The organism is Mesorhizobium sp. B4-1-4 (genome assembly GCF_006439395.2).
GTDB lineage: Bacteria > Pseudomonadota > Alphaproteobacteria > Rhizobiales > Rhizobiaceae > Mesorhizobium.
Map to the genome: position 1 here is coordinate 37,517 of NZ_CP083950.1, position 24,300 is coordinate 61,816.

The 24,300-nt window shown below is 56.9% G+C and carries 18 protein-coding genes and 4 pseudogenes; 11 read left to right on the forward strand and 11 right to left on the reverse strand.

Features of this window, described 5'->3' with window-relative positions:
• Nucleotides 1-780: 780 nt before the first annotated feature.
• Complete coding sequence (locus FJW03_RS00180; RefSeq protein WP_140767289.1) at nucleotides 781-1,074, reverse strand: hypothetical protein; 294 nt, start codon at nucleotides 1,072-1,074, stop codon at nucleotides 781-783.
• Nucleotides 1,075-1,277: 203 nt separating this feature from the next.
• On the opposite strand from FJW03_RS00180, the gene FJW03_RS00185 reads away from it, so the two are divergent.
• Entirely contained in the window at nucleotides 1,278-2,561 is a 1,284-nt protein-coding gene (locus tag FJW03_RS00185; RefSeq protein WP_226890532.1) for a M20 family metallopeptidase, read from the forward strand.
• A gap of 868 nt (nucleotides 2,562-3,429) precedes the next feature.
• The gene (locus FJW03_RS00190) at nucleotides 3,430-3,849 is read left to right on the forward strand and encodes a hypothetical protein (RefSeq protein WP_140767288.1); all 420 of its coding nucleotides are present in this window, start codon (nucleotides 3,430-3,432) and stop codon (nucleotides 3,847-3,849) included.
• A 271-nt stretch (nucleotides 3,850-4,120) separates the two neighbouring features.
• Here the strand turns inward: FJW03_RS00190 and FJW03_RS00195 are convergent, their stop codons facing one another.
• Nucleotides 4,121-4,879, reverse strand: a complete 759-nt coding sequence (locus FJW03_RS00195; protein WP_140767287.1) for an IclR family transcriptional regulator — start codon at nucleotides 4,877-4,879, stop codon at nucleotides 4,121-4,123.
• 182 nt (nucleotides 4,880-5,061) lie between these two features.
• On the opposite strand from FJW03_RS00195, the gene FJW03_RS00200 reads away from it, so the two are divergent.
• Entirely contained in the window at nucleotides 5,062-6,264 is a 1,203-nt protein-coding gene (locus FJW03_RS00200; RefSeq protein ID WP_140767286.1) for a CaiB/BaiF CoA transferase family protein, read from the forward strand.
• Between the two features lie 4 nt (nucleotides 6,265-6,268).
• The gene (locus FJW03_RS00205) at nucleotides 6,269-7,435 is read left to right on the forward strand and encodes an acyl-CoA dehydrogenase family protein (RefSeq protein WP_140767285.1); all 1,167 of its coding nucleotides are present in this window, start codon (nucleotides 6,269-6,271) and stop codon (nucleotides 7,433-7,435) included.
• A 257-nt stretch (nucleotides 7,436-7,692) separates the two neighbouring features.
• On the opposite strand, the pseudogene FJW03_RS00210 reads toward FJW03_RS00205, so the two are convergent.
• Nucleotides 7,693-8,381 (reverse strand): annotated as a pseudogene (locus tag FJW03_RS00210) (Mu transposase domain-containing protein); the annotation flags it as partial.
• Nucleotides 8,382-8,989: 608 nt separating this feature from the next.
• On the opposite strand from FJW03_RS00210, the gene FJW03_RS00215 reads away from it, so the two are divergent.
• Nucleotides 8,990-10,159 (forward strand): M24 family metallopeptidase, encoded by a 1,170-nt coding sequence (locus FJW03_RS00215; protein ID WP_140767283.1) that lies wholly within the window; start codon nucleotides 8,990-8,992, stop codon nucleotides 10,157-10,159.
• A 451-nt stretch (nucleotides 10,160-10,610) separates the two neighbouring features.
• Here FJW03_RS00215 and FJW03_RS00220 read toward each other — a convergent pair whose 3' ends face one another.
• Complete coding sequence (locus FJW03_RS00220) at nucleotides 10,611-10,799, reverse strand: hypothetical protein (protein ID WP_140767282.1); 189 nt, start codon at nucleotides 10,797-10,799, stop codon at nucleotides 10,611-10,613.
• A gap of 491 nt (nucleotides 10,800-11,290) precedes the next feature.
• On the opposite strand from FJW03_RS00220, the gene FJW03_RS00225 reads away from it, so the two are divergent.
• The 5 genes from FJW03_RS00225 (at nucleotide 11,291) to FJW03_RS00245 (ending at nucleotide 16,115) form a co-directional block, all read left to right on the forward strand.
• Nucleotides 11,291-11,998, forward strand: a complete 708-nt coding sequence (locus tag FJW03_RS00225; protein WP_181173385.1) for a hypothetical protein — start codon at nucleotides 11,291-11,293, stop codon at nucleotides 11,996-11,998.
• Between the two features lie 206 nt (nucleotides 11,999-12,204).
• Entirely contained in the window at nucleotides 12,205-13,290 is a 1,086-nt protein-coding gene (locus FJW03_RS00230; RefSeq protein WP_140767281.1) for an ABC transporter substrate-binding protein, read from the forward strand.
• 76 nt (nucleotides 13,291-13,366) lie between these two features.
• On the forward strand, nucleotides 13,367-14,194 hold the full coding sequence (locus tag FJW03_RS00235; protein ID WP_226890523.1) for an ABC transporter permease: 828 nt from the start codon (nucleotides 13,367-13,369) through the stop codon (nucleotides 14,192-14,194).
• Nucleotides 14,195-14,197: 3 nt separating this feature from the next.
• Nucleotides 14,198-15,025: an ABC transporter permease gene (locus FJW03_RS00240; RefSeq protein WP_140767221.1), complete on the forward strand. Its 828-nt coding sequence runs from the start codon at nucleotides 14,198-14,200 to the stop codon at nucleotides 15,023-15,025.
• Nucleotides 15,026-15,029: 4 nt separating this feature from the next.
• On the forward strand, nucleotides 15,030-16,115 hold the full coding sequence (locus FJW03_RS00245; protein WP_181173379.1) for an ABC transporter ATP-binding protein: 1,086 nt from the start codon (nucleotides 15,030-15,032) through the stop codon (nucleotides 16,113-16,115).
• Between the two features lie 600 nt (nucleotides 16,116-16,715).
• On the opposite strand, the gene FJW03_RS00250 is transcribed toward FJW03_RS00245, so the two are convergent.
• The 6 genes and pseudogenes from FJW03_RS00250 to FJW03_RS00275 form a co-directional block, all read right to left on the reverse strand.
• On the reverse strand, nucleotides 16,716-17,333 hold the full coding sequence (locus tag FJW03_RS00250; RefSeq protein ID WP_140767223.1) for a plasmid pRiA4b ORF-3 family protein: 618 nt from the start codon (nucleotides 17,331-17,333) through the stop codon (nucleotides 16,716-16,718).
• Nucleotides 17,330-17,485, reverse strand: a pseudogene (locus FJW03_RS00255) (transposase domain-containing protein); the annotation flags it as partial. The pseudogene FJW03_RS00255 and the gene FJW03_RS00250, both read right to left, overlap by 4 nt.
• A 45-nt stretch (nucleotides 17,486-17,530) precedes the next feature.
• The gene (locus tag FJW03_RS00260; protein WP_140767224.1) at nucleotides 17,531-18,523 is read right to left on the reverse strand and encodes a cyclodeaminase; all 993 of its coding nucleotides are present in this window, start codon (nucleotides 18,521-18,523) and stop codon (nucleotides 17,531-17,533) included.
• Nucleotides 18,523-19,515, reverse strand: a complete 993-nt coding sequence (eutB, locus tag FJW03_RS00265) for a hydroxyectoine utilization dehydratase EutB (protein WP_140767225.1) — start codon at nucleotides 19,513-19,515, stop codon at nucleotides 18,523-18,525. The genes FJW03_RS00260 and eutB overlap by 1 nt, the downstream gene beginning before the upstream one ends.
• A 3-nt stretch (nucleotides 19,516-19,518) precedes the next feature.
• A complete protein-coding gene (locus tag FJW03_RS00270) occupies nucleotides 19,519-20,619 on the reverse strand; it encodes a M24 family metallopeptidase (protein ID WP_140767233.1) in 1,101 nt (366 codons plus the stop codon).
• Nucleotides 20,620-20,912: 293 nt separating this feature from the next.
• Nucleotides 20,913-21,128 (reverse strand): annotated as a pseudogene (locus FJW03_RS00275) (IS256 family transposase); the annotation flags it as partial.
• Between the two features lie 7 nt (nucleotides 21,129-21,135).
• Here FJW03_RS00275 and FJW03_RS00280 point away from each other — a divergent pair.
• Nucleotides 21,136-21,854 (forward strand): annotated as a pseudogene (locus FJW03_RS00280) (transposase); the annotation flags it as partial.
• A gap of 362 nt (nucleotides 21,855-22,216) precedes the next feature.
• On the opposite strand, the gene FJW03_RS00285 reads toward FJW03_RS00280, so the two are convergent.
• Nucleotides 22,217-23,242 carry an NAD(P)-dependent oxidoreductase gene (locus tag FJW03_RS00285; protein ID WP_140767226.1) on the reverse strand — a complete coding sequence of 342 codons (1,026 nt, stop codon included), beginning with the start codon at nucleotides 23,240-23,242 and terminating at the stop codon, nucleotides 22,217-22,219.
• Between the last annotated feature and the right edge of the window lie 1,058 nt (nucleotides 23,243-24,300).

A 24,300-nucleotide genomic window follows, 5' to 3' on the forward strand; every position in this document is an offset into this window, starting at 1 on the left:
TTAGCGTCTTCAATGTCTACAGAGTGCCTTCATAGATAACTTCGGCGGATTCTCGGTACACAAACTAGACCGCCCGCGACGCCGGTTGACGGCAGAGTTTGCTGATAGTGTGCATGCTTGCTGCGATGTTGCCTAATCAGTGCAGGATTCCGGTAACAAGAATTGATAATGCAGGCGCGGTGCAACGGAACAATCGTCTCACATCCGAGAAGTTGGCCGAAATTGTGCATCTGTCTTCGACGGCTTGCCAGTCGGCCAAAGCGCCTGCGCAGCAAGTCGTAATCAGGGCAGACGTCCCGATTGTCTCCCAAGGCCATTTCCCGGCGCCGAATCTAAATTCGAACCGCTTGCGAGTCGACGTATTAATGAGGGGCCGCTTCAATCGGTATGTCACTAGCAAGGATCGCGATGGCTCCTCTCGACTTCGCGGGCACAAACGATACGGGCGTCTTTGCGGGCCTCCTACCAAGAACTCAGCTCCCTAGCTGGCCCGGCAATATCCGCCGCCTGATTTAAAATAGGTGAGCTACCATCACAGTATCGATGCGGACCGGCGGATCTCTTTACGCAGAGACCCGGCACATTTCATATACCGCATACTGCGTTATTTAGCTTCAAGAATCGGCGCGCGGCACCAGATCGCCTGCGCCATGTGATCGCAGACAAAGACGATGTCCTGTCACCTCAAAAAACTGTCGTGGGCACGTCGCAGCCCGCTTCGAGAAGACAGCTAGCGCAATGCCGCAGGACAAGTTGATCTTCCGTTGATGACGCTAGCCCTCAGGCAGCAGTTTTTACACTTATTGATGTGGCTGCAGCAGGCCTGCCGGTAGAAGCCATCAGTTGCCACGGGTTCTCAGCCGACATGTTGCGGATTTCGGTCGCGAAGATCACAATGACGATCAGATCGACGCCTCTGAGGACCTGCGATGCTTGCAGGACGCGTGCAAGGCAACGGTCCGCAATCAAGGCTCGATGTTTGTTCCAGGCGACAACGCGCTCTTTGCTGACGCGCGCAGCCCTCAGCAGCCTTTTGCTGGGGAATTGCTGGGAGCGACGTCTTTCAAGATACAAGAGGCCGCCGTTGATTTTTCAGCGGTTGCATGCGGCCGCCGAACACATGGGTCAACCGAGGCTAAGATTTGCGGACACTCGGCCCATCGGATGTGATCGAAATTATACTGCTATGGCCCCCGGTTCGGTACGCCTCTGAAATATAAATTTCACGACAGAGATTTACCAAAGAACGCCAACCCAAGCATAAATAAATCGCCGCAGTGCGGAAGATCGCCGTTTTCCTTCATCAGCACTGGTGTAGGGTTGCGCTGGTGGATACTGCCTCACCGGATGATGCGGACGAAGGGTCAAAAAACAGAATGAGCAGCCGCGGCAATGCTTTCCTATCGGATTCCGAACGTGACGCAGTAGTCGAACTGCGCCATGCGATGCATCGAGAGCCGGAGCTTTCCAATGCGGAGTGGAAGACGCAAGAGCGGATACGGGCACTACTGGAGCGTTTTGGCCTTGAAGGCGCGAAGCCCTTCCACGGTACCGGATTGTACATCGACATTGAAGGCACCGCGTCCGGCCCAAAGCGGTCGATCGCGGTGCGCGGCGACATCGACGCCCTGCCGATCCAGGAGACGCGCGAGGATTTGCCCTATCGTTCGCAGGTCGACGGCGTCATGCACGCCTGCGGTCACGACGTCCACGGATCCATTGCGCTGGGTACCGCGCTCGCCTTCCATCGCATGCGTAACAATTTCGCTGGCAAGGTACGTGTCCTCTTCCAGCCTGCCGAGGAGGCGGAGCCGCTTGGCGGGCGTACTGTTCAGGACGAAAAGCTTTTGGATGGTTTTGACCGGGCTGTCGGCTTTCACGTCAGCCCTAGGATTCCCGCTGGCATGTATGGCGCGCGGCAAGGTGCGGTAACCAAGTCGGCCGATCAATTTAAGCTCACCATTACAGGCAAGATGGCGCATGGCGCATCGCCGCATAAGGGAGTTGATGCGATCACCATCGCAGCCGCCTTCGTGAACGAAGTGCAGAAGGTGGTTTCGCGGGAAATGCCATTCGACGACGGTGCGGTCATTACTATCGGCACTATACATGGCGGCGAAGCGACCAACATCATCTGCCCGTCGGTCGTCATGGAAGGGACAATCAGGACCAGCAGTTCGGAGCGTCGGGCGCTGCTGTCTCAGCGCGTCCGCGAAGTGGCTGAAGGTGTCGCTGCAATGCACCGGGGCCACGCCGAATGCACCATCCGTACGGGCGAACCCCCCGTCATCAATGATGCCGAAATGGTGGAGCGCTTCCGACAGCTTGTCCACGATACGGCAGGGAGCGAGGCCTTCTCTAACGCCACGGAATCGGTAGGAGGCAGCGACGATTTCGGCTTCTACGCTGCTTGCGTCCCCTCAATTTATTTCTGGTTTGGCAACAGCGAGCCGGCCAACGAATCTGGCGTTCACACGCCGACCTTTGGAGCCTCCGATAGCCTTCTCATTCCAACAACTGAACTTACCGTCAGATACGTACTCGATCTGTTGAATTCCTGACCGCCAGTGATAGCCTGGTCATGACTTGTGGCCTGCCTTGACTGTGCGGTCCAGCGAGGTTTCGATCTCGGCATTGTCGGCCCTGCGCCCCGGCACGCAATGGCCTAGCAGGCTGTTGAAAAACTGCTTTGTTCACGGAACGTATCAGAGTCAGACAGGGTACAGATCCGATCCAAAACGGGTATCTCCGGGACTTTTTCATCAACCTGCTAGGCCGACAACACGCGCGGTGGGGCTAATTTGCTGTCGCCGGCCAGTTCAGCCGCCAGTCAATTGCCTCGTGAAGTCGGTCGAGTTCCTCCGACGTCACGTAACACGGCAGCATTATAATGTAGATGCCGTTACCCAAGGGTCGCACCAACAATCCGCTCCGAGAAAAAAGGCGCGCAGTTTCGCGCCGCCTTCCGAAGGATACCCGCTGCTGCCGATGCGCTGGTGGAACCGCTGTCGGAATAGAAGACCCAAGTCGAGGCCGGCAGGCGTCATGTCGACCAGTGCCGAGGCCAGTCGCTCGGCCGGCTCTGGTGAGATTGGCAAAGATCAGCTGGTCGAGCGTCTCGGAAACGTTCCGGATCGCCTCCATGATTTTCGGATGCGATGGCCATGGGTGATCACCACCATGACGAGATCGCGTCGACGATCCGTCTGCCCTCACGCGTCTCGACATAGGCCCCATCGGTGCGCGTGATCATTAGGCAGCGGCGGTTCGACCGGATGGTGCGTGAGGGGACCCTGGATTGGCGGAGCGGTTCTTGCGGAAGAACTCAACGAATACCGCCTTGTCGAAATAGGGGCTCATAGCCCACTGCAAGGTCCGCGGCGTCAGCGAGTCGAGCGGGGCAGGCGGCCAAGCACGCGCATCTCGCCGATGCCGGCGATGGTTAATCCGGTGTTCGGCATTGCCTCGCTGATGAAGGCCACGCCGAGCAAGGGGATGCCGCCCGGCGCGGCGCCTCTATTGACAGAGCGTATGGTAGATGGTGCCGAGCGCGGTGCCCGCCCACACCACACCACCGGCGCCTGTCAGCGGGCAAAGACATCGAAGAAGAGAGTGTCTCGGTTGAGCGGCACCATCAATCCTCCGGCGACTGCGACTATGAGCGGGGCCGGTCTGGCCAGCATTGTGGACGGCACCTACTGGAACCCAATCCAGTCTGGGCTTGATGGCGAGACTGACGGCCAGGTCGCCGACGGCCTCGCGCAGTTGCCCGCTGAGCGGATCATTCCGGAGGCCCCGCGCCTGGCCTTCTATCGGCAAGACGTGTTTGACGGCCGGTATCAGTGCTAGTGATGACGATGAAGCTGGTCATGGCCTCGCCCGCTGCAGTTCAGCCGGCGCCTCGATCAGATTGGCAATATCAGCCGGTCGACATTGAGGGTCAGCGAGATTCTGAGCCGGCCGGTGCCTTTCGGCGGATGGCGCGCACGTCGAGGCCTCGCTCCGGGTGGGCGGTAGCCAAAGCATAGTGCTGATGGATGGTTTTCGCCGACATCAATGTAGTTCTGCGTCGTCAACGGACCTCCTTGTTTTCCTCGTTGTGAATAAAGTGGGCGCACTGTCACCCTTTTGGTGTGTATCGGCCATAATCGGGACCGTACTCCGCTGCGACGGCCTCGCAAATTCCAGAGGCAAAGGCGGCGAACTGTGCTTCGGCACGGAAAAGAGGACCGGCAACTGTTACAGCGAAGATCCGGCTGTTGATCATGACAGGAATAGCTACGCCACCAAGGTCGGGGGTATAATAAGAGGCAGAGCTGAACCATCCTCGGCGTCTGCCGGCCTCAAGCTCCGCTCTCACCTCGTCCAGGTTGCGCGGCCCTTTTGGTCCGCGTTCTTCGAACGTCGCCTTGCGAAGGACAATCTCTCGATCACGTTCCTCAAATTGGGATAGAAGCGCAAGCCCTGACGCCGTCAAATGAATAGGCACCCGTTTGCCTGGCGTGGCCGTATAGCGCACCGGCGCCTGTGACTCGATCACCTCAAGGAAAACGGCGTATTGCCCGCTTGCCGCCGAAATCCAGACTGTCTCCCCGCTCTTGTCGGCCAGCTTCCGCATAATCCGCAAAAGACCTTCCGGGACCGGCTCCGCTTCCGCAATCACGCTGGCGAGATGCAGCCACCTGGGCGTGGGATAGAAGCCCTCACGGACGCGAGGCTCATAAAGATACCCTTTTTGAGCGAGCGTTGTGAGGATGTGGAATGTACTCGAACGCGGCCAGCCGAAATGATCGACAATATCGGCAAGCGTGGCTGGGCTCTTCGTTTCAGCGAAATATTCCAAAAGGGCGATGAGATTCTCGATCTGCTTCACCGTCATTGGACCTTCTCCCTACTCTCGTGCTCTCGTGTTAGCCACGCTTGGACGCGACGCGTCTAAATCCCACAGGGAAACATATCGGTGACGCGCGCCTAATTTGACAATCTCCATTCCCAAACTTATATTGTTCCAAATTGCGACAAATTTGTCCATATATGTAAACATACTGGGAGCGATTCTTTATGGGACCGCTGGACGGACTGCGGGTTCTCGACTTGACATCTGTCCTGATGGGGCCGTTCGCGACCCAAACGTTAGGAGATCTCGGTGCTGAAATCATCAAGGTCGAAGCTCCGGAAGGAGACATCATTCGTCAGATCGGTCCGAGCCGCCACCCTGGCATGGGGCCGCTGTTCCTGAATACCAACCGCTCAAAACGCAGTATTGCTCTGGATCTGAAGAACCCGGCGGGCCGGAAAGCTATGCTTAGGCTCGCCCGAAACGCTGATCTCGTGGTTTCAAACATCCGGCCGCGGAGTATGGCCCAGCTTGGACTTTCCTACGAGGACTTTGAGAAGGTCAACCCGCAGATCATCTACGCCGCACTTATTGGATTCGATTTGCGCGGCCCTTATGCTGACCGTCCTGCCTACGACGACTTGATTCAGGGCGGCGCTTGCCTTGCTTACAGCTTCAGCCGGGCAGGTCGGCGCCCTGCTTACGTTCCAACGGCAATCGCCGACCGGTTTGTCGGGGTCGCTGCGATAAATGCCATTCTCGCAGCGGTTATCGAGCGGAATGCATCCGGCCGCGGCCAGAAGATAGAGATTCCGATGTTCGAAACCATGGTGGCCTTGGTGCTTGGAGACCACCTGGGCGGGCTCACCTTCGATCCGCCGTTCGACCAAGGCGGCTATCAACGTCAGTTATCGCCGGACCGTCGTCCGTACCAGACCAGTGATGGCTATGTCTGCGCGTTGATATACAACGACGGACACTGGGAACGCTTCTTCAAGGCGATCGGCCGACCAGATATCCCGCAGAGCGATGCCCGATTTGCGAGCTTTGCGTCACGCATGGCCAATATCGATGAGGTTTACGCCGAACTCAGCCGTATCATGTTGACGAAAACGACCGTGGACTGGCTTCAGCTTTTTCTCGAGGCTGACGTGCCCGCCATGCCGATGCACAGCTTCGAATCGGTGCTCGAGGACGAACACCTCAAGGCGACCGGCTTCTTCAGGATGGTTGAGCATCCCAGTGAAGGACCGGTTCGCAGCATGGCAGTTCCCGTCCGTTTCTCGCGCAGTGATGTCGCACTGGATCGTCTGGCGCCGCGGCTGGGTGAGCATGGCCGTGAGATTCTCGCGGAAGCCGGATTTGGGAACGATGAGATCGTCCAGATGACAGCTTCTGGTGCTCTTTGCCTTTCCACTGAGGACTAGAGCTATGGAATTTGCCCAAAGTGAAGTCCAACAGTCCATCAGTGAGGCGATTGGCAGGCTTTGCAGTCCCTTTGATGACGCTTACTGGCTCAAGCGTGATCGCGAAGGCGGCTTCCCTCACGATTTCTATGACGCGCTCGCAGAGGAAGGCTGGCTTGGAATCTGCACCTCGGAAGCCCATGGCGGCTCCGGCCTCGGTATTATGGAGGCTGCGGTAATGATGCGCACGATTGCCCAATCCGGAGCGGGATTGTCGGGAGCATCGGCGGTTCACATCAACATCTTCGGCCTCAATCCGGTTGCCGTTTTTGGAACCGAAGAGCAGAAGGAAAGAATGATCCGCCCCATGGCGGAAGGTCAGGCCAAAGCCTGCTTTGCCGTCACCGAACCCAATACCGGGCTCAACACAACGCAATTGAAGCTTCGCGCCGAGAAGCGCGGGGACCGCTATGTCGTCAATGGTCAAAAAGTGTGGATTTCCACTGCTCAGGTTGCAGACAATGTGCTTCTGCTGGCCCGCACCACGCCGCTGGAGGGCGTCAGGAAACCGACGGAGGGTCTTTCACTTTTCTATACTCGTTTTGACCGTGAACACATCAAAGTCGCCGAAATCGAAAAGATGGGCCGCAAGGCAGTGGATTCCAACGAGCTGTTCTTCGAGGAGTTCGAAATCCCGGAAGCCGACCGCATCGGCAAGGAGGGCGCGGGATTCGAATATATACTGCACGGGATGAACCCTGAGCGCATTCTGATTGCAGCTGAAGCCGTTGGGCTTGGCTTCGCCGCCCTAAAGAGGGCCACGGATTATGCGCGCGAGCGGGTCGTCTTCGACCGGCCAATCGGCAAGAACCAAGCCATTCAGCACCCTTTGGCCGCCTGTTACGCCAATCTCGAGGCATCCTGGCTTTCGGTGATGAAAGCCGCGTGGGAATACGACAGCCGACTTCCCTGCGGCGCATCCGCCAACATTGCCAAATACCTCGCAGGCGAGGCCGGGTTTGACGCTTGCCAGACGGCAGTAATGACGCACGGCGGGTTCGGATACGCCAAAGAATTTCACGTAGAGCGCTATTTACGCGAGAGCCTGATCCCGCGCATTGCGCCCGTGTCGCCCCAACTCGCGCTCTGTTTCATCGCTGAGAAGGTGCTGAACCTTCCCAAATCCTATTGAGAACTGACAAATGCCCCGCGACTCTATTTCCAGATAATACACGGTCGCCCGCCCAAGATGACACATTATCAGGTTTCCTGCGCGGCTGCGCCTCTGGAAAGCACTCTATGTGCAATTGCAATATTTGCATCCTGACTGCTTGTCAGTGTAGTTATACTTCAAATGAGGCATTGGATGGTATGACTAAGGGACTACAGCACGAGGATGGTGAACCGCCATCGCCTGTGAAGAGGACTGGGGACCTGATCAACGCCGGGAAAAGGGCGGTAACTTTGAAGCCGGACGCAAGCCCCCAGTTTGCGAGCAAGGACAGGGACATAATGCAAGGGATCATAGATCGTCTCGGCGCGCCCAAAGGAGCGGACGTGCTCGGCGACGACCACGCCGCCCCGGCGGATGACGATCCTGCCGGCATATGCATGGATCCCGACCGGCGGCCGAGGGCCGTCGAAGGACGGAGTATTCGCTGTTGTCGAAGCGTACCGTGCAGGTCTTCGACACCGAGGCCGGCATCGCATGCAATCGTTCGAAGGGGCTGCGATACTCGACCAGCTTACCGCGCCCTTCCTCGAACACGTTCCAGATCGTTCGTTCCGGCTGTTCGATGTTACGGTGCGCCTTGGCGTAGGCGACGCTGTTGACCTGCAGCCAGACGTTCAATTCTTCAGGCGCCGCCTGGGCGTGAAGAAGCGCTCGCGCAACAGCCCGATCTGGTTCTCGACCTGACCCTTCTCCCAGCCCACGCCGGCGTGAAGGCGACCGGCTGCACTAGATAATGGCTGCACGTCTGTAGGAGGCGGCAATTGTATTGGCGGTCCTTGCCGACAAAGATCCTTCCCACCGCCGTGTTCATGTTGTCGTAGATGCCGCGCGTGCAGGCGCCGCCGAAGAAGGCAAAGGCCCTGTCATGGGCGTCGAACACCATCTCCTGCGTCTCGCGCGGATGTCGGCTGGTTCGTTCGCTATGCCATGAATGCACCGTAGTCGCGCCGTCGCGGATTGCAACGAAACCCGGCGATGGGCGAATGCGACCCGCCGGGTTGCTCTTTCATTGGCAGGGCTGCTGCTCGCGCGAATTGGCAGGGGGTACGATTTCCCGAGCCACGAAGCCAAGCGAGATCGGTTCGTCAAGAAGACCGGCCGAAAAGTTGATGAGCCAAACATTGCTGCGGTGGTTCCGGACGATTTGATGTCTCGAATATGGTGAAAAAGCGCATGATTCGCTCAATTTTGCAGGTAAACTGCGCACGCAGCTGCGCTTCGCGGGCTTTTCAAACAACGCCGCTGCTAGTGTAGTCGCTGATCGCTCGGTAGCAGCGAGCCGGGAGGATTGCATTGAACAATAGCCTACTTTCCGACGGCCTTCACAGGCCAACCTGTGAAGGCCGCGACAATCTTCGCATTCCGATCGCCGAACGGGCCATTCGCAATTTTTGGCACTACTGCACCCCTGACAATCAGTAATTTGCCAGAAGGCATTGCGCCAGTTTCACTCTCACAACTGCCCTCGAGAACCCGGATCCAACTCCCCGATCCCAAAGGAGGAACAAGATCATGACTATTATAAAAATGTCGCAAGTATTTCCGCGTAACGAATATCTGAGGCGCCTGTCCGCCGTAAAGGCGGAAATGAAGCGTCGCGAGATCGCGGTAGCGATTGTAACCGTTCCCGCCAACATTACCTATCTCACCGGCTATACCTCAAAATCTGGCTATGTCCCACAAGGTCTGATGATTGATCTTGAAGATCAAGAGCCAACTTTTTTCACACGTCGGATGGATGCTCCGGCTGCCAAGCACCAGATGTTTATCGACAATGGCCATATCATTGGTTACCCGGAGGCTCTAATCGCCAATCCGGAAAAGGATGGCTATGACGTCGCAATTGATTTTCTGATGGATCATCACCTTGGCGACAAGCGGATCGGGCTTGAAACCAGTTCTCTTCCTGCCGCAACCGTTCAAAAATTTAAGACGCGTTTGCCACTGGCAAAAATTGATGATTTCACGAATTGTGTAGCCTGGATCCGTGGTGTCAAGTCTGATTTAGAGATCGCTTTGATGAGAGAAGCGGCTGCTAACACTGACGCGGGTATGCTTAGAGCACGAGATGTCATCCGGCCAGATGTCCGAGAGGCGGACGCTGCTGCGGAAATCATAGCTGCATTGACACGCGGCGTAGATAATAAGCCGAGCACGGATGTGTCGGGTTTCTTCTTGTGCGCTACTCCGCGCACCGGCACATGCCATATCCGATGGACGGAAGACACTTTCCAAAGCGGATCGCAGGTTAACCTCGAGTTTAGTGGAAATCGGCATGGCTATACCTCGCCCTTGATGCGAACGATTTCCGTGGGCCAACCTTCTGATCGCTTGAAGCGGATACACGAAGGGGAAGTGGCGGGCCTGGAGGCCGCGCTTGAGGCCGCAAAGACTGGAGCGGCATGCAATGACGTCGCTGTCGCGTTCAATACGGCCCTTCGAAAGCATGGCTTCGAAAAAGAATCACGTTGTGGCTATGCCGTCGGAATTGATTGGACGGAGCCGACTGCCAGTTTGAAGGAGGGCGACATGACGATCCTTCAACCAAACATGACCTTTCACCTTATGCTCGGCAACTGGGTCGATGACGAGTTCGGCTATGTGATCAGTGAAACCTTCCGCGTCACCGACCTTGGCGGTGAAACGTTTTCAAAGTTTCCACGCGATATTATCACGGTGTGAGTTCGTCGAGTGAATTGTGTGTCAGCCGCAACGACCGTTTTGCGGCTGACACGCGAGATTCGGCCCGTCGCGTTGTGTTCGGCCAGGAAATCGAAGAAGGCCAGCAGCGCGTTGCGGTCACGTCAGGCAATTGACAGGGTTTTGATATTGGCATCGTACTTGCCGACGAGAGCGGTGATGACGGCCTTGGCCGACGTTCGGTCCGGCGCGTCCCGGACTGCGCTGAGATCGGACTTCATGTTTGGCTGCACCGATTTCGGCCCTTGTTGAGGATGTTGACGAGCTTGTGCGGCCAGCCACTCTGAGGGCGCGTTCAAGAGAACACCTTCTCGAGCGCCTTCCAGAAGCCGCTGCGCGCGGAGGTAGACGCCGTCGGCCCAGATGTAGACGCAGTTGCGGGCCGAAAGGTCACGGCGCCATAGCGATCATAATCGCCTGCTATTTTCTTCCTTCAGTCGCCGATCACACACGGCGACAGATTCGGCGCGTCCTTGCCGAGCAGGGCGGTCCGCGCCTCCTGGAAGTCACCGGCGGAGATGCCGCGCAGGTAAAGGAACCGCAGCAGCGCGTCGTGGCGCTTCGTCCGGCGCGTCCAGTTCGGCAGGATCGCCAAGGTGAAGGTTATGCGATCGTTGCCCAAGACATTCGCATCCGGTCGCGCAAAGCTTGGCATGCTTCCCTGGCACCGGGCCGATGCCCGTCGTGTCGCAGTGCCGCAAATCGCCACCGGACCCCGTGCATTGTTTTAATGTCGAGCGGTCCCCTACTGTTCAACTTAACGAACTCCGTCGCAAGGCTGCTTCATAAAATCCTCCGGTTCTGTAGTCGTCTTTTGCGCTCCTAGACGGGAAGGGAACATATTCGGGTGACATCAGAGGCACCCCATCGCGGGTGATTAAAAATCAGATTCACGCCTGTTTCGCGCGCCCTCCTCCAACGGAACGCAGAAATCCTTTGAATCAATGCAGAAATCGCGCGATTTAAACGCTCAGTCAAAGCTAATATTGTGAAGGCGTGGATGTGTTGGACAAGGGTCCGAATTGGCGATGCGTCATTCTGAGCGAGGCATTTCCGCTGTAGTGTTATCATTTCATCAACCCCACGCCTGAGCCACGTTTTTTGGAGTTTTAAATGGCATCGCAATCCCCACACTCTCTTGGAGTCTTGTTGCTGGAACGCGGCTTGCCGCCTAGCACCACGCCATCCCTGCCAAAGGCGAACTCGCTCACAAATCCGGAGACTTTCAACTTTCCGATTATCACAGAGACTGTCCCAGGGGCTTGGGTAGAGAATGTCGTTCGCGGCGATCCCGCGTTGGAGCCCGCCTATATCGCAGCTGCGCGGCGGTTGGTCGAGCGAGGGGCAGTAGCAATCAGCTCCAACTGTGGCTTCTCCGTCCGTCACCAGGCGGCGGTAGCCGCCTCGGTGAATGTACCCGTCGCGATGTCTAGTCTGCTCCTCCTGCCGATGTTGCTCCGCCAGACGGGGCCGTCTGGCAAAATTGCTGTCTTGACGTATGATTCGGCACATCTTGGTGAAGACCTTTTTGGGATTGACAGTTCCGCTGATCGAGCGAGGATCGTGGTTGGTGGCGTCGAAGGCGGCGAGTTCTGGCATAATGAGATGAAGCGGCCAGTGCCTCCGACCGATGTCGCCTCTATTGAGGCGGATGTCACTGCTTCCATCGCGCGGCTGCGCCAAACAAATCCGGAGATTACGACCATCCTATTCGAATGTGCAGGCTTTCCGCTTGTTGCACCGGCGATCCGCCGGCACACGCAGCTGCCCGTCTATGACATCAATGGCATCTGTCAAATGATGATTGCTTCGATCGGTTGAACGGCTTCTTTGTGTGTCAGCGAAACGGGGGGAGGTTATATCGAAGCTGATGTAACGAGTGTCGATTTCCAGCGATCCAGCTTGCTGCCTACAGTTTGCTTTTGGCAATTGCGTTTCAGATCGCTGACATCGCAAAATGCGGGCATGCTGCTTCGCACTCGGCGCCTTCACTAAACAATGAACCGCTAAAACAATGGGGAACGATCATGTTTGAGATATCACGCCGAAATTTTCTAAAGAGTTCAGCGTCGGCTGCAGCCTTTGGTACGGGGCTCTCGCTGTCAGGTTTAGGCCGAGCGCGTGCAGCTGAAACGATCACTGCGGTTGAATGGGGTGGGGATTACTTTGAATCGATCAAGAAGATCGCGGCGAAGCAATCTTTTGTGAACATCAACTGGCAGCTGCACACTGGTGGCGCTGCGGCGATTCTGCCCAAGATCAAGGCGATGTGGCCGCACCCCGGCATAGATCTTCTGACCGGCTGGGATGTGACGTGGCAAGTTATCGCCAGTGAGGGTTGGGCGGAGCCGGTTACGGCGGAAAAAGTTCCTAATATTGCGGATATTCCGAAAAAGCTTCTGGTCAAGGACAGCGCCGGGAATGTCATAAACATCCCTCGCACCTTGTCGTCGACCTTATGGTTTTATCGTGAAGACACCACCCCTTTCCCGATCACGAAGATCGACGACTTTTTGGACCCAAGGCTCAAGGGCAAGATTTGTTTCCCGATTCCGACACTGACCTCCAATCTCCAGATGGTCTCGATGGCGCTGTACAAGGGCGGCGACGAGAAGAACATGGAGCCTGCCTGGGATTTCATGAAAAAGCTGGCGCGCAGTGGAAATATCGGTCGCGTCGCCAACTCCGACGTCGAGATCAGGAATTCCATTACTTCCGGCGAAACCAGCATCAGCTTCCAGGGCAATGGCGGGGGGCACGATCTGGTCAAGAACTTCCATACCCGGTATCTCAACAAGATGGACCCAAAGGCGACCGGCTTCGTGACCTTCTTCTATCAGGAGGGATGGTGCGTCCTGAAAGGCGGGAACACGGACGCCGCATTCAAATTCGCGAACTTTGCCATCAGTCCGGAAAGTGACGGCGAATTCAATCGGCTCATCGGAGCCATCCCTGCCAATGTGAAGGCGGAGCTATCCGAGGATGCCAAGCCCCTGGCGTTCAATAACGAAGAAATGGACAAGTACGCCTATATTCCCGACTGGCCTTATCTGTCCAAGCAGAGCGATGCCTGGATGAAGCGTTGGGAACAGGAGATCGCGCCTCTCCTTTAGCCGTGGACCGTTCCGATCTTGCGCCGGGCCCCAAGTCGTTGGCTGGAGAGATTGAATGAATCGTACACGATCCCAGATGCTGCTGCTGCTCCCGGCGGCAGCGGTATTTGTCCTCTTCCTTGTGCTTCCACTGCTAACTGTGGTTGAAGAGAGCTTTCGGACATTCACCCCAGGTCGAATTGGGGCCGTAGCGGGGGCTCCGCTTACCACCGAGAACTACACGGAGCTCTTCGTCCCGGTCTACGGCCGGTACTTCCTGCAAACCTATGTCCTGGCGTTCATTGCATCCGTTATCGCCATTATCATTGCCTTTCCGATCGCGTACTACATCGCGAGGAATGCATCCGCGGGGATCCGAAAAATCTGGATTTCCGCTCTCGTGGGGCTGATGTTCTTAAGCTCTCTGGTTCGAATCTATGCGATTCAGCTAACCTTTGGCTCCGTCGGGATACTTGCCCCGATCATGGCCTTCTTCGGCGTGAATATGAATGGCGGACCGTATATAAACTTCGTTATCATCATCGGACTGCTTCACTACGAAATACCCATGTCGATCCTGATCGTGATTGGCGCGATACTGAATCTCAACCCCCGCTTGACCGAGGCGGCCCAGTCTCTTGGCGCATCGGCATTGGCATCTCATCTTACAGTGACGATCCCCTTGTGCATAAAGGGGCTGGTCTCTGCGTTCCTGGTTTCAATGACGCTCGGCGTAAGCGCCTTCGCCATACCCTGGATCCTCGGGCGCGGGCGTGTGCTGTTCATTTCAAACCTAATTTACAGCCGCTTCAGCGAGGTCGCGAACTATTCCAGCGGCGCAGCAATTTCAATTGTCATGATAGTGCTGTCCTTACTGATGATTTTCATCTTATCCAGGCTCACGACGCTACTTGACAGGACGTAAGGCATGTTTAGCAAACGAAATGTCGACGCCGGTTTTGCGAAACTGCTGAAACTGTTAATCGCGCTGACCGCAGTGTTTCTAGCGCTTCCCGTGATCATGACCATAATAATGTCGTTTGATTCGCGTGACTACCTGGGCCCGTTCCCGCCTCCCGGCCTGTCGACAAAATGGTTCAGTCAGTTTGTCAACAACGGCTATCTTTGGTCGGGATTTTATACCAGCCTGTTGCTCGCGACTGCGACGACCGCTGTCGCGACCGTGATTGGTGCCTTGGCCGCGCTGGCGATCAGTCGCATGTCTGCGCAATGGCGGGATCCTGTCACAACGGCGTTCCTGTCGCCCTTGGTGCTGCCAGGAGTTATCATTGGGTTTGCCTTGCTGATGGTGTTTTCGACAGTGAACATGGTGCCGACCTTTCTGAAGCTGCTCGCCGGGCACCTCATCATCACAATTCCCTTTACGATCAGAATGACATTGATCGGGCTGACCGGCATAAGCGCTACCCTGCGCGAGGCAGCGCTGACCCTCGGCGCAAATGAGCGCCAAGCGTTCTTCACGGTCTCCTTGCCACTGGCCAGGAACAGCATTGCGGCCGGCGCAATCTTTGCCTTTGCGTTCTCGATGGATGATTTGACAATCAGCCTCTTTTTGAGTGACTTCAACACCTATCCGTTTCCCGTCGCTCTCGTGAGTCTGATGAGGTCGAATTTCGATCTCACACTCGCCGCCGCCGCCGTCTTCCTGATGGGGCTGACTGCCGTTATTTTGTTCGTGTTTGATCGCGTGCTCGGTCTCGAGCGGGCCATTGGCCACGGCGTCTATGGGGCTTGACCGGATGAATGTTCTCGAACTGAAAAACGTTACCAAGAAATATGGCGAATTCGTCGCCGTTGATGACGTCTGTCTGGAGATAGAAAAAGGGAAGGTGCTTTCTCTTCTGGGGCCGAGCGGCTGCGGCAAAACAACGACGCTCCGCATCATTGCCGGTTTTACCTCGCCGAACAGCGGAACCGTGGAGATCGCAGGCAAGGACGTTGGCCATTTGAAACCCTTTGAACGCAATGTCGGACTTCTGTTTCAGGACTACGCGCTCTTCCCCCATATGACGATCGCCCAGAACGTTGCCTACGGCATGCGCTACCGCGGCACGCCGGCTTCGGCGATACCTTCTCGTGTCCAACAGATGCTGTCGCTCGTGCGCATGGTGGGGATGGATGCCAGATATCCCGGTCAGCTGAGCGGTGGGCAACAACAGCGTGTCGCGCTGGCACGGGCGCTTGCAACTGACCCCCAAATCGTTCTGCTGGACGAGCCCTTGTCGGCACTGGACGCAAAGCTTCGGCTGGAGTTGCGCATTGAGCTCAAGGAGATCCTCAGATCGGTCGGCGCAACCACTATCGTGGTTACCCACGATCAGGAGGAAGCCCTCAGCCTGGGCGATGAAGTCGTTGTCATGCACGCCGGCAGGATGATCCAGCGCGGCTCGCCGACCGAGATCTATAAGGCCCCAGCGGATAAGTTCGTGGCAGAGTTCGTGGGCAGATCCAACTGGTTCCATGGAACAAGACGTGGCCAATCGCGAGGGGGCTTCAGCACTTATGTCGCAAGCGATGACATTGAGATCCGCACCAGCCAGGATCAGTCGGACAAGCGTGCTGGTGCCGATCTTTGTGTGAGACCCGAGCACATCGAGCTCCTGGATGATGGATCCAGCGACGTTCGTGAGGATCCAAGCCAGAATGTTCTGGCCGGTACCGTACTCGACGTTGCCCCCCTTGGTTCGGATGTGCACGTCGTCGTCGAACTGCCGAACGAAAATCGCTTGCTGGTGATCCACAAGAACGTCGGCAGGACACCGGCAGTCATGCCCGGACAACCCGTCAGACTGCGCTTTGCAGCATCCGATGTCCTCGTCTTCTAGGATGACAGGCTGATGAGGTGCACACGAGCTGAGCGCCGGCAAGGCTTCCAGGAACACTATTGGCCGTAACCCGGTTTCAGTCTCAGCAGCGGAGCGTCAATAACTGATAGGCACCCCGATGACAGGCAAGCCCTTCGGCCGCCAATGATTGCTCCATTAAGGATACATGTCCAAAAGGCGACGAACCCTGACATGGAATGGCACAAATGCACAGCGTTGAGACTTTTCGGAATTTGCACGGCGAGGCAACTGACTGGCTCCGCTACCTTCACCAACATCCTGAACTCGACTATCGCCTTCACAACACAGCGAGATTCGTGGCGGAGAAGGTACGCCTCCGGCGAAGGCCGCCTTGCGCGAGCGTGGCACGTTAGCGAGGCTGCGCTCTCAAGGTCGTGCTTACGAGCGCAGTCAGCAGCACAGCGTGAGCCAGATGACGATATTGACCGGGCCGGAGCGCCGTCGTTGTTGGAGTGAAGAGGATCAGTGCCGGATACTGGCCGCGGCGCCGGGGGCCACGGTGGCGGCGGTGGTGATGTCGCGACCAGCCTGATCTACAAGTGTAAGCCTTCGGTGAGGGCCGAGACCCATTCGTGATGCTCAGCGTGTCTGGCTGCGGCTGTTCGCGAAGCCCGCCTTGCCGAGAGCGCGGCGTTTGGCGAGCTTTTGCATCCGGGTGAGGATTTCGTCTTCAGCGACACGGTCGGGATCGAACCGGTGCCCGTGCCAGCGTTTGAGTTGGCGATGCTGCTCGTGCGACGGATCGGCGATGGCGTCGAGGAACAGTTCGAAGCCGGGGATGCCGCCAACATCTTCTGGTGGAGCGCGACAGGCGCCGTCGATGTATCGGGGATATTCAACAGCTGGATCGGCGTCAGCGATCGCCTCGATCGTGACCGTGTGCCGCCAGTCGTCGCCGAAGTCGTAGGTGTAAGCAAGTTTGGTGATGCCGCGATCGACGAGCGCGCCGAGCCGCATGGTCTTGGCGGAATAGGTTCTGTCGCGCATGTTGTCCCATTCGGGATTGGGGATGCCATAGCGCTTTCCGTCGGCCCGGAACTCGAAGAGGTGATAGTCGTCGAACGGCATGGCCGCCTGGATGACGTCGTGCAGCGCTTTGAGCGCGGCCGTCATCGGCACCTCCACGCGCCGCCAGATGGCGGGCTGCCAGTCATCGAGCTGGATCTTGATACGGGCGATGCGATCGACGTTGGTCATGCCGCCAATCTTGCAGATTGCGCCTTCCAGTTCCACGGCAAGAGATCGCTCAGCCGGTTCTGCGGCGTATCGGCGATGCGAGCGAGCACGTCGGCAAGCCAAGCCTGCGGGTCGACGTCGTTGAGCTTCGCCGTTCCGATCAGCGTGTACATGCGGCAAGAGCAGAAATGGGCGTGTTCCAGGACCAGTCCCCAAGCTCAATTCTCGAGCGAAATGCCGACATCTGCCGCCTCAGCCTCTGCAAAAGCAAGCGCCGCTATGGCAGTATCTTGGATACCAGTCCCGGTAAGGTCGGCGATTGTTATCTGCCCTTCGTTTGTCCTGCCAGGCTTTTCGCCCGCGATGATCTCGCCTATTTCCGAAAATGGCTCAGTCTCAACTACAATCCCAGCTGAAACAGCGTGATGCAGCTCGCCAAGCCTACTCGCCTGCTTGAGACTATCTGCGATGTACAAATCGGCAACCTTAAAAGCGGCCGGGTCCAGTTCATTTTTGTGCTCCGCGTCGGACCCCATAGCTGTGACATGTTGACCAGGCTCCAACCAGTCTCCTCTAATAATTGGTCGTTCAGAGGGAGTGGTGGTCACAATAATGTGGGCGCCTGCGACCGCATGAGCTGGATCGTCAAAGACAGCGACCGGTATGTCCAATTCTTCAGACATTTGACATGCAACCATCCTCGACGCAGTCAAATCACGCGCCCAGATACGCGCCTCTTTTATTGGCCTAACAAGGGTCAATGCCCGGAGTTGCAGACGTGCCTGAACTCCGGCGCCCATAATCGTTGCTTTCGAGGCATCGCCTCGAGCTAGATATTTAGCCACGACCGCGCCGGCTGCTGCGGTCCTGACGTTTGTCAAATAGCCATTATCCATTAACAGTGCTTGTACACGTCCGGTTTTGCTGTGAAAGAGAACCATCATCCCATTTGTGCTAGGCAGACCTAGCTTTGGATTGTCAAAGAACCCCGGACTGATCTTTACAGCAAATCCATCAAGACCCGGAACATACGCCGTTTTTACGTCCACTTCCCCTCTGTATTCGGGGACGTTCAATCGCAAAATTGGCGGCATCTCCACCGCCTTGGTCGCAAGCGAATGAAATGCCTCCTCGATACATCGCACCGCGCGAAGGTCGAGTGGCACGAGCGTCTTCAGATCGTGCTCAGAAAGAAACCGTATTTTCGACATTATTCTTTCCATCTCAAAGGATTGGGCACGCTGTTAATAACGCTGCGATGTAGGTTCATATCAATATTGCCACCTGAAACGACGACGACGACCGGCCCTCTCGGCTTAGGGATTTTCCTTGCGAGGAGCGCCGCAATGCCCACCGCACCAGAACCTTCGACAATCTCTCTCTCTTCCTCGTAAGCGTGACGAATGCCCGCAGCGATTTCTTCCTCGCTAAGCACGATGACATCGTCCAGCAACTTTTGGCACATTGGAAACGTCCAGCGGTTCTCGAGTCCAATACCGCCGCCGAGCGCGTCTGCCAGCGTCGGAAGCTCTGCCACAAGCACAGGTTTGCCGGCGCTAAGACTGGCCTTCATCGCCGCACCGCGCGTCATCGATATTCCGATGAACCTTGCACTAGGTCGTAACGACTTCAAGGCTGTGGCAACACCTGCAGCAAGCCCACCGCCTGATAGACCGACCAGTACTATGTCGACATCAGGAACAGATTCCACAATTTCAAGGCCAATTGTCCCTTGGCCAGCGATAACATCAGGATGATCGAAAGGAGGGACGATCACCATGCCATCTGCAACCAATCGGCCCACCTCCTCTTGCGCCTCATCTTGCGAATTCCCAACGATTCGGACTTCAGCGCCCAAACGCTGAATTTCCGTTACCTTGTTCTCCGGCACGAGGCTGGACATGCAAATCGTCGCTTGAGAACCTACAGCACGCGCTGCATAGGCAAGGGCTCGGCCATGATTTCCAGTTGAAACCGCGACCACTCCTCTCTCTCGCTGGGTCTCAGAAAGCTGAAGTACCGCATTGGTGGCGCCGCGAAGTTTGAAGCTCCCAGTAGCCTGACGATGCTCAAGCTTTAGCCCCACGGCCGTGCCACAAATCTGAGACAAAGTCAGCGATGTCACGAGTGGCGTAGCGCGAATATGGGTAGCAATTCGCTCGCGGGCCTCGTGGATCGAATCGAGATCAATTGCACTTGTCATACGTCAGGCTTTCAACAGTTCGTGAGAAGTCGTGCTCAGAGGCTCGCCACCCCGCTCGGTCGCCAAGATCTTTTCACTACATCCGAACAAACAACCGTTTTCGCTGAATAGGATTATCGGCGTATCGAACGCCATGCCTTTTTCAATGATATCTTTCGCTTCCGGTTCAAGGCTATCGTTCCAAGACGCCTCGACTTGGTAACCCGTGCGATGTCGAAATCCGTCCGCTCGCCCGCTTCGTTCGACCACGCCTCGGACGGCACAATCGAACTCGCCAGCCGTGGCTCCAGGTCTCGCAGCGACGATGGCTGCTTCAACAGCCTCCTCTGCCAAGGCGTGGACTGCCTCAGTTTCAGCATGACGGCCCAGCACGGCGCTTCGTACCAGAGCCCCCACATATGCATCCTTGACGCCGCCGACTTCAATCATCGCTGGCTCATTAAAGGAAAGCTGATGGGCTGAAGGCCTTTCATGTGGCAGTTCATTGCGATCACCGAAGCCAAACGAAACAAGGATGACCGGCGATGCCCCCAAAGCGCTCACCCTCTCATTGATTAGTTCTGCGATCTCCATCTCGCTTACGCCCTCTCGAAGGGCCGACTGGAACGTCCGAATGGCAAGTTCATTCACTGCCATCGCATCGCGCATGGCCTTAAGTTCGACGTCGGCTGTTACCGCAGACACCCGGGCTATAATCTTGTTAGCGTCGACGACTTCGAGCTCAAGAAGCTCGGCTTGAAGCGCCATCACATCGGCTCGGGCCAAATTCCAACACCCAAGCTCCATACCTGCTCTTTTGTTATGCAACCCAAGCTTTCGAAGTCGATCTGCGCAGACGCTGGCAAATTCATGCAAATGCGCATAGCCATCGAGCTCGCCGACACAACTTTCGTCGCGAACTGACTGCACCTCGTACTCTCGAGCCAGGTACACTGGTGCGTGGCCGGGCGTTAGAATGAGGACGAACGGCCCGAAATAGCCACCTCCGCCATGATATCCCGTGAGATATCGGAGGTGGCCATGCGCGGCAATCATTGTGGCATCGATGCCTGCATTGTTCGCGGTATCCAATACACGCTTTTGGCGTGAGCTATACTCTCCCATGGTGAATGGCAAACCCGATCGTGGTATCACGGAATTCACTGTGTTTATGACTTTCCTCGCGCGTAACGAGCAGTTAGCCGCAGCGCTCACTAACAGCGGTGAGCGCCACTGGAGCACTTAAGGCGGGGGACCTCTGGAGGCATACTCTAGATAAGAATGGGAGCTGAATTTCTGCAATTTTGAGGCAGTCGGCAACGGATAACGTCGCGATCAACGTCTGTTGTTACCTCTAAAGGATGTTGGGCAGCCTCGCGTGTTGAGCGAGCTATGGACGGAATTGGGTGATGAGGCCGTCAGGCGGCGCGGTAATCCTGTGCCGCATTGACGGCGACGCCGTCGATGAACTTGACGCCGGCGATGACCATTGGCAACTGGCTTTCTCCTTTCAGCCTTCGCCAGGTCTTGGCAGCGCTCATGACCAGCTTGAAGACCATGAGACGTGCGGTTCTGCGCGACAGATTTCCCTTGGTACCCACGGTTCGGTGCCGGACGGTGGCGAAGACTCGCTCATCGCTCCGGCAGGCGCTCACCGAGCGCAGCCTTACCTGGGCTGTCGGCATCCCATTCAAGCAAAAGGTCTATGCCGCCGACGTGGCGATGATCTTCCCTGTTGCCGGACGCGGCCGCCCGCGCCGGCGGCATATCCCCGACGTGAAGTCGATGACCGCACAGGCGATGCTGGAGAAAGCCCAACGGCGGACGGTCAGTTGGTGCCGTGGCACCAAAGGCCGCCTCTCGGCGCGCTTCGCCGCTATCCGTGTCCGGGTTGCAGACGGTCCACCCCAGCGCATCCGCGACATGGGCGCTCAGCACCTGCCCGGCGAGGAGGTGTGGGTGATCGGCGAGCCCCGCTCGACCGACGAGCGCAAATACTACCTCTCCAACTTGCCCGCCGACACCCCGCTCAAGCAGATCGCAGGCGCCATCAAGGCGAATAGGCGCATCAGCAGCTCAAGGAGGAACTTGGCCTCGACCATTTCGAGGGGCGCTCATGGACGGGCCTGCACCGGCACGCGCTGATGACGATGATCGCCTACGCCTTCCTGCAATCTCGCCGCCTCAAACAAGCGGGAGGGGGAAAAAAGAATCCTCAGCCCGCCGCCCCAACCGAGCCTACCCGCCGTCAGGCAAGCCATCCTCACCGCCCCCAATCCGTTGTCCCCACTGCCGCAGAACCCTCTCCGCTAGGAATCTGCCAAAGTAGTGCTAGAGTCCAACCCAACGGTTGTAAGTAAGCCTCCGATAAGGACCGCGGCAGCTCGGATCGTCACCGTGCCTGACTGGGACTCTTCTCAAAGCCGGCCTTGCCGAAATTGCTGAACCGATGCGGTGGATGCCCCCTTCGCCCGGCAATGCGCAACTACTTCAGGGTCCCGCTCCCGAAGAAACCAATCAAAAGTTGATCATTCGCTGCGCCCCCGAGCCACCGATCCAAGCCACGCAAAAGCTTTACGATTTTCTGAGGGATGTACCATGCATTTCATTAGACAATCTGGACGGATGGGCGCGGCCGCGCCCATCCGGTTCCATAACTTTCAAGTCGCCTATGCTTCCACTGGACCGGTAAGAGGCAGCAGTCAGCGCTCCTCTACTATTTTTAGTAACCCAAATCGAGATTAACTTCCCGCTTCATTGGCGTGCCTGCTGCAAACTCTGCCAAATTCTGAGTTCCTAACTCAATATTCCTGGCCAAGACGTCATCGGCATTTGCGGCTTGGTCGTCGGAGCCAACCACATTCGGCAGTTTGTTAACTCCCAGGCGCGACCATCCGCCAGCCGGAAAGGCTCTCCCAAACCCATAACTCCACCAGACATCCGCCGCGAAGCCGCGCAAACGATCAGACGTAAGTGCCTCATAAAGAGGTTTTTCTTGGATCAACATTCCACGCGAAATGTTGATCAGAAAGGCTGATGGCTTCATAGCCGCTAGTTCCGCCTTACCGAAAAACTGATTGGTCTCGCGTGTATTGGGCATCGCCAGAACGACATAGTCGCACTTCGCCAGCATCGAATGCAACTCGTCCATGCCATAAATTGCATCCACGTTTTCTGCCGGCCGCTCTTTGTTGCGGCGGACACCGAGCACTTGCATATCAAAGCCCTTTGCGTGTTTGGCGATACGGCTCCCGATCTCGCCGACGCCAATTACTCCAAGAGTGCGACCATGTAACATGGCGGATCGATGTTCATCCGCATAAAGAGGGAAGAGACGCTCACGGGCGCGCGACGCTTGATCCTTGAGAAGGGTCTTCTTCGCCAAAGCAAGCACGAACATCATCGCCTGCTCAGCAACGGCAATCGCATTGGCGCCACGAATATTGCCAAGCTTTATACCGCGTTGCTTAAATAAACTGAGCGCCCCCATTTGCCGTAGGTCATCAACTCCAGAATGCAGCCACGAAAACACCTTCAGCTTATCCGCGATTTCCAGAACGCCGTCCGAAACGCTCAACGCTATGATTGCGTCGGCGTCCGGGGCCAAATGCTTCACATCCGAATAAGCACAATCAAAGCGAGACAGATATTCTCCCTTTGGCGCTACGACCTCTGTCCCAGTGGGAAGGGCGCTTTTGATATAATTAATCTCATCTTTTGTAGCATACCACAGGCAAAGAACTTTCATCGCTTCGTTTCTCCCGATTAGAGGTTTTCCCAGACTCAGAGGCGCTCCATGGCCTAGGCTGACTTGGTTGGCGCGGGACTGTAGCCTCTTTTGTTCGCCCTTTTGCTGCTTCTTATGCCGTCTAATCGCAGAAATGCTGCGGCCAAGGCATCCGTGGTAGTTAACCCGGCCCTCACCAAAGGGATATTGCTTAGAGCCGCTCGCAAAGTGCGGTAATCGCATCAACATCAACAACATAAGGCTGGCTTTTAGCTAGCTATTGAAAAAGGCCAGTTCCGATCAGACGCCACGATGGTCCGGCGTCGGCGACTTCTGCGTGACGCACTGTCTCGCAACCGGACCATTTTCGAAGATGCTCCGTGTCTCGTCGTGTGACTGAGCCTGTTCAAGGAAGCGGACTACGTCGAACTTTTCCAAACAGGACTGCGGTTCCACCGCCGGCCAGGGTCGGGATCAGGCTGGCAGCCTGGTATTGGAACAGAGCAGGACAGAGACTATGGTTACCGTCTCGGATGCCCACTCCCGCAGCGGATGTGCCAACGCATGACGTGCGACTGAACGATGCCCTTCGGCCCCCCGGAGGAATAAATGATGTTGAATGGCCAATCGGGCCGAATCTCCACCGGATCCGGGTGTGACCCGGCTGGCGGCAGGCAAGTTCTCGAAGGCTTCGCCGGCCGTGGAGTCGTCGACGGCGATAGGCCGCGCACCAATCCTGTCCGAAACACCCCCCTGGGCCGTCGTCCGGTCAAGAAACAACAAACGAGCACCGCTGTCGGCGATTATGGTGGCCAGGCTCTCGGGCGTGGAGGAGGGCGGCCAAGCCAGGCGCGAAGCGAACCCATGAAGACCGCCGCATATTCGATCGAGCTCTGGGCGCACGCTGCGATCGCCTGCTGAGGCTCGATGCCATCTCGCTGCAGACCCTTCCCGACCCCGTACATCAAGGCGTGCGGTTCACGATAGGTGAGCCGCCGCTCGCCGTGAATGATGGCAATGTTATGGCGTGATTGCCGATCGTGGCTGGCAAGGGGCCGAAGCGTCGAATGAACCGATTG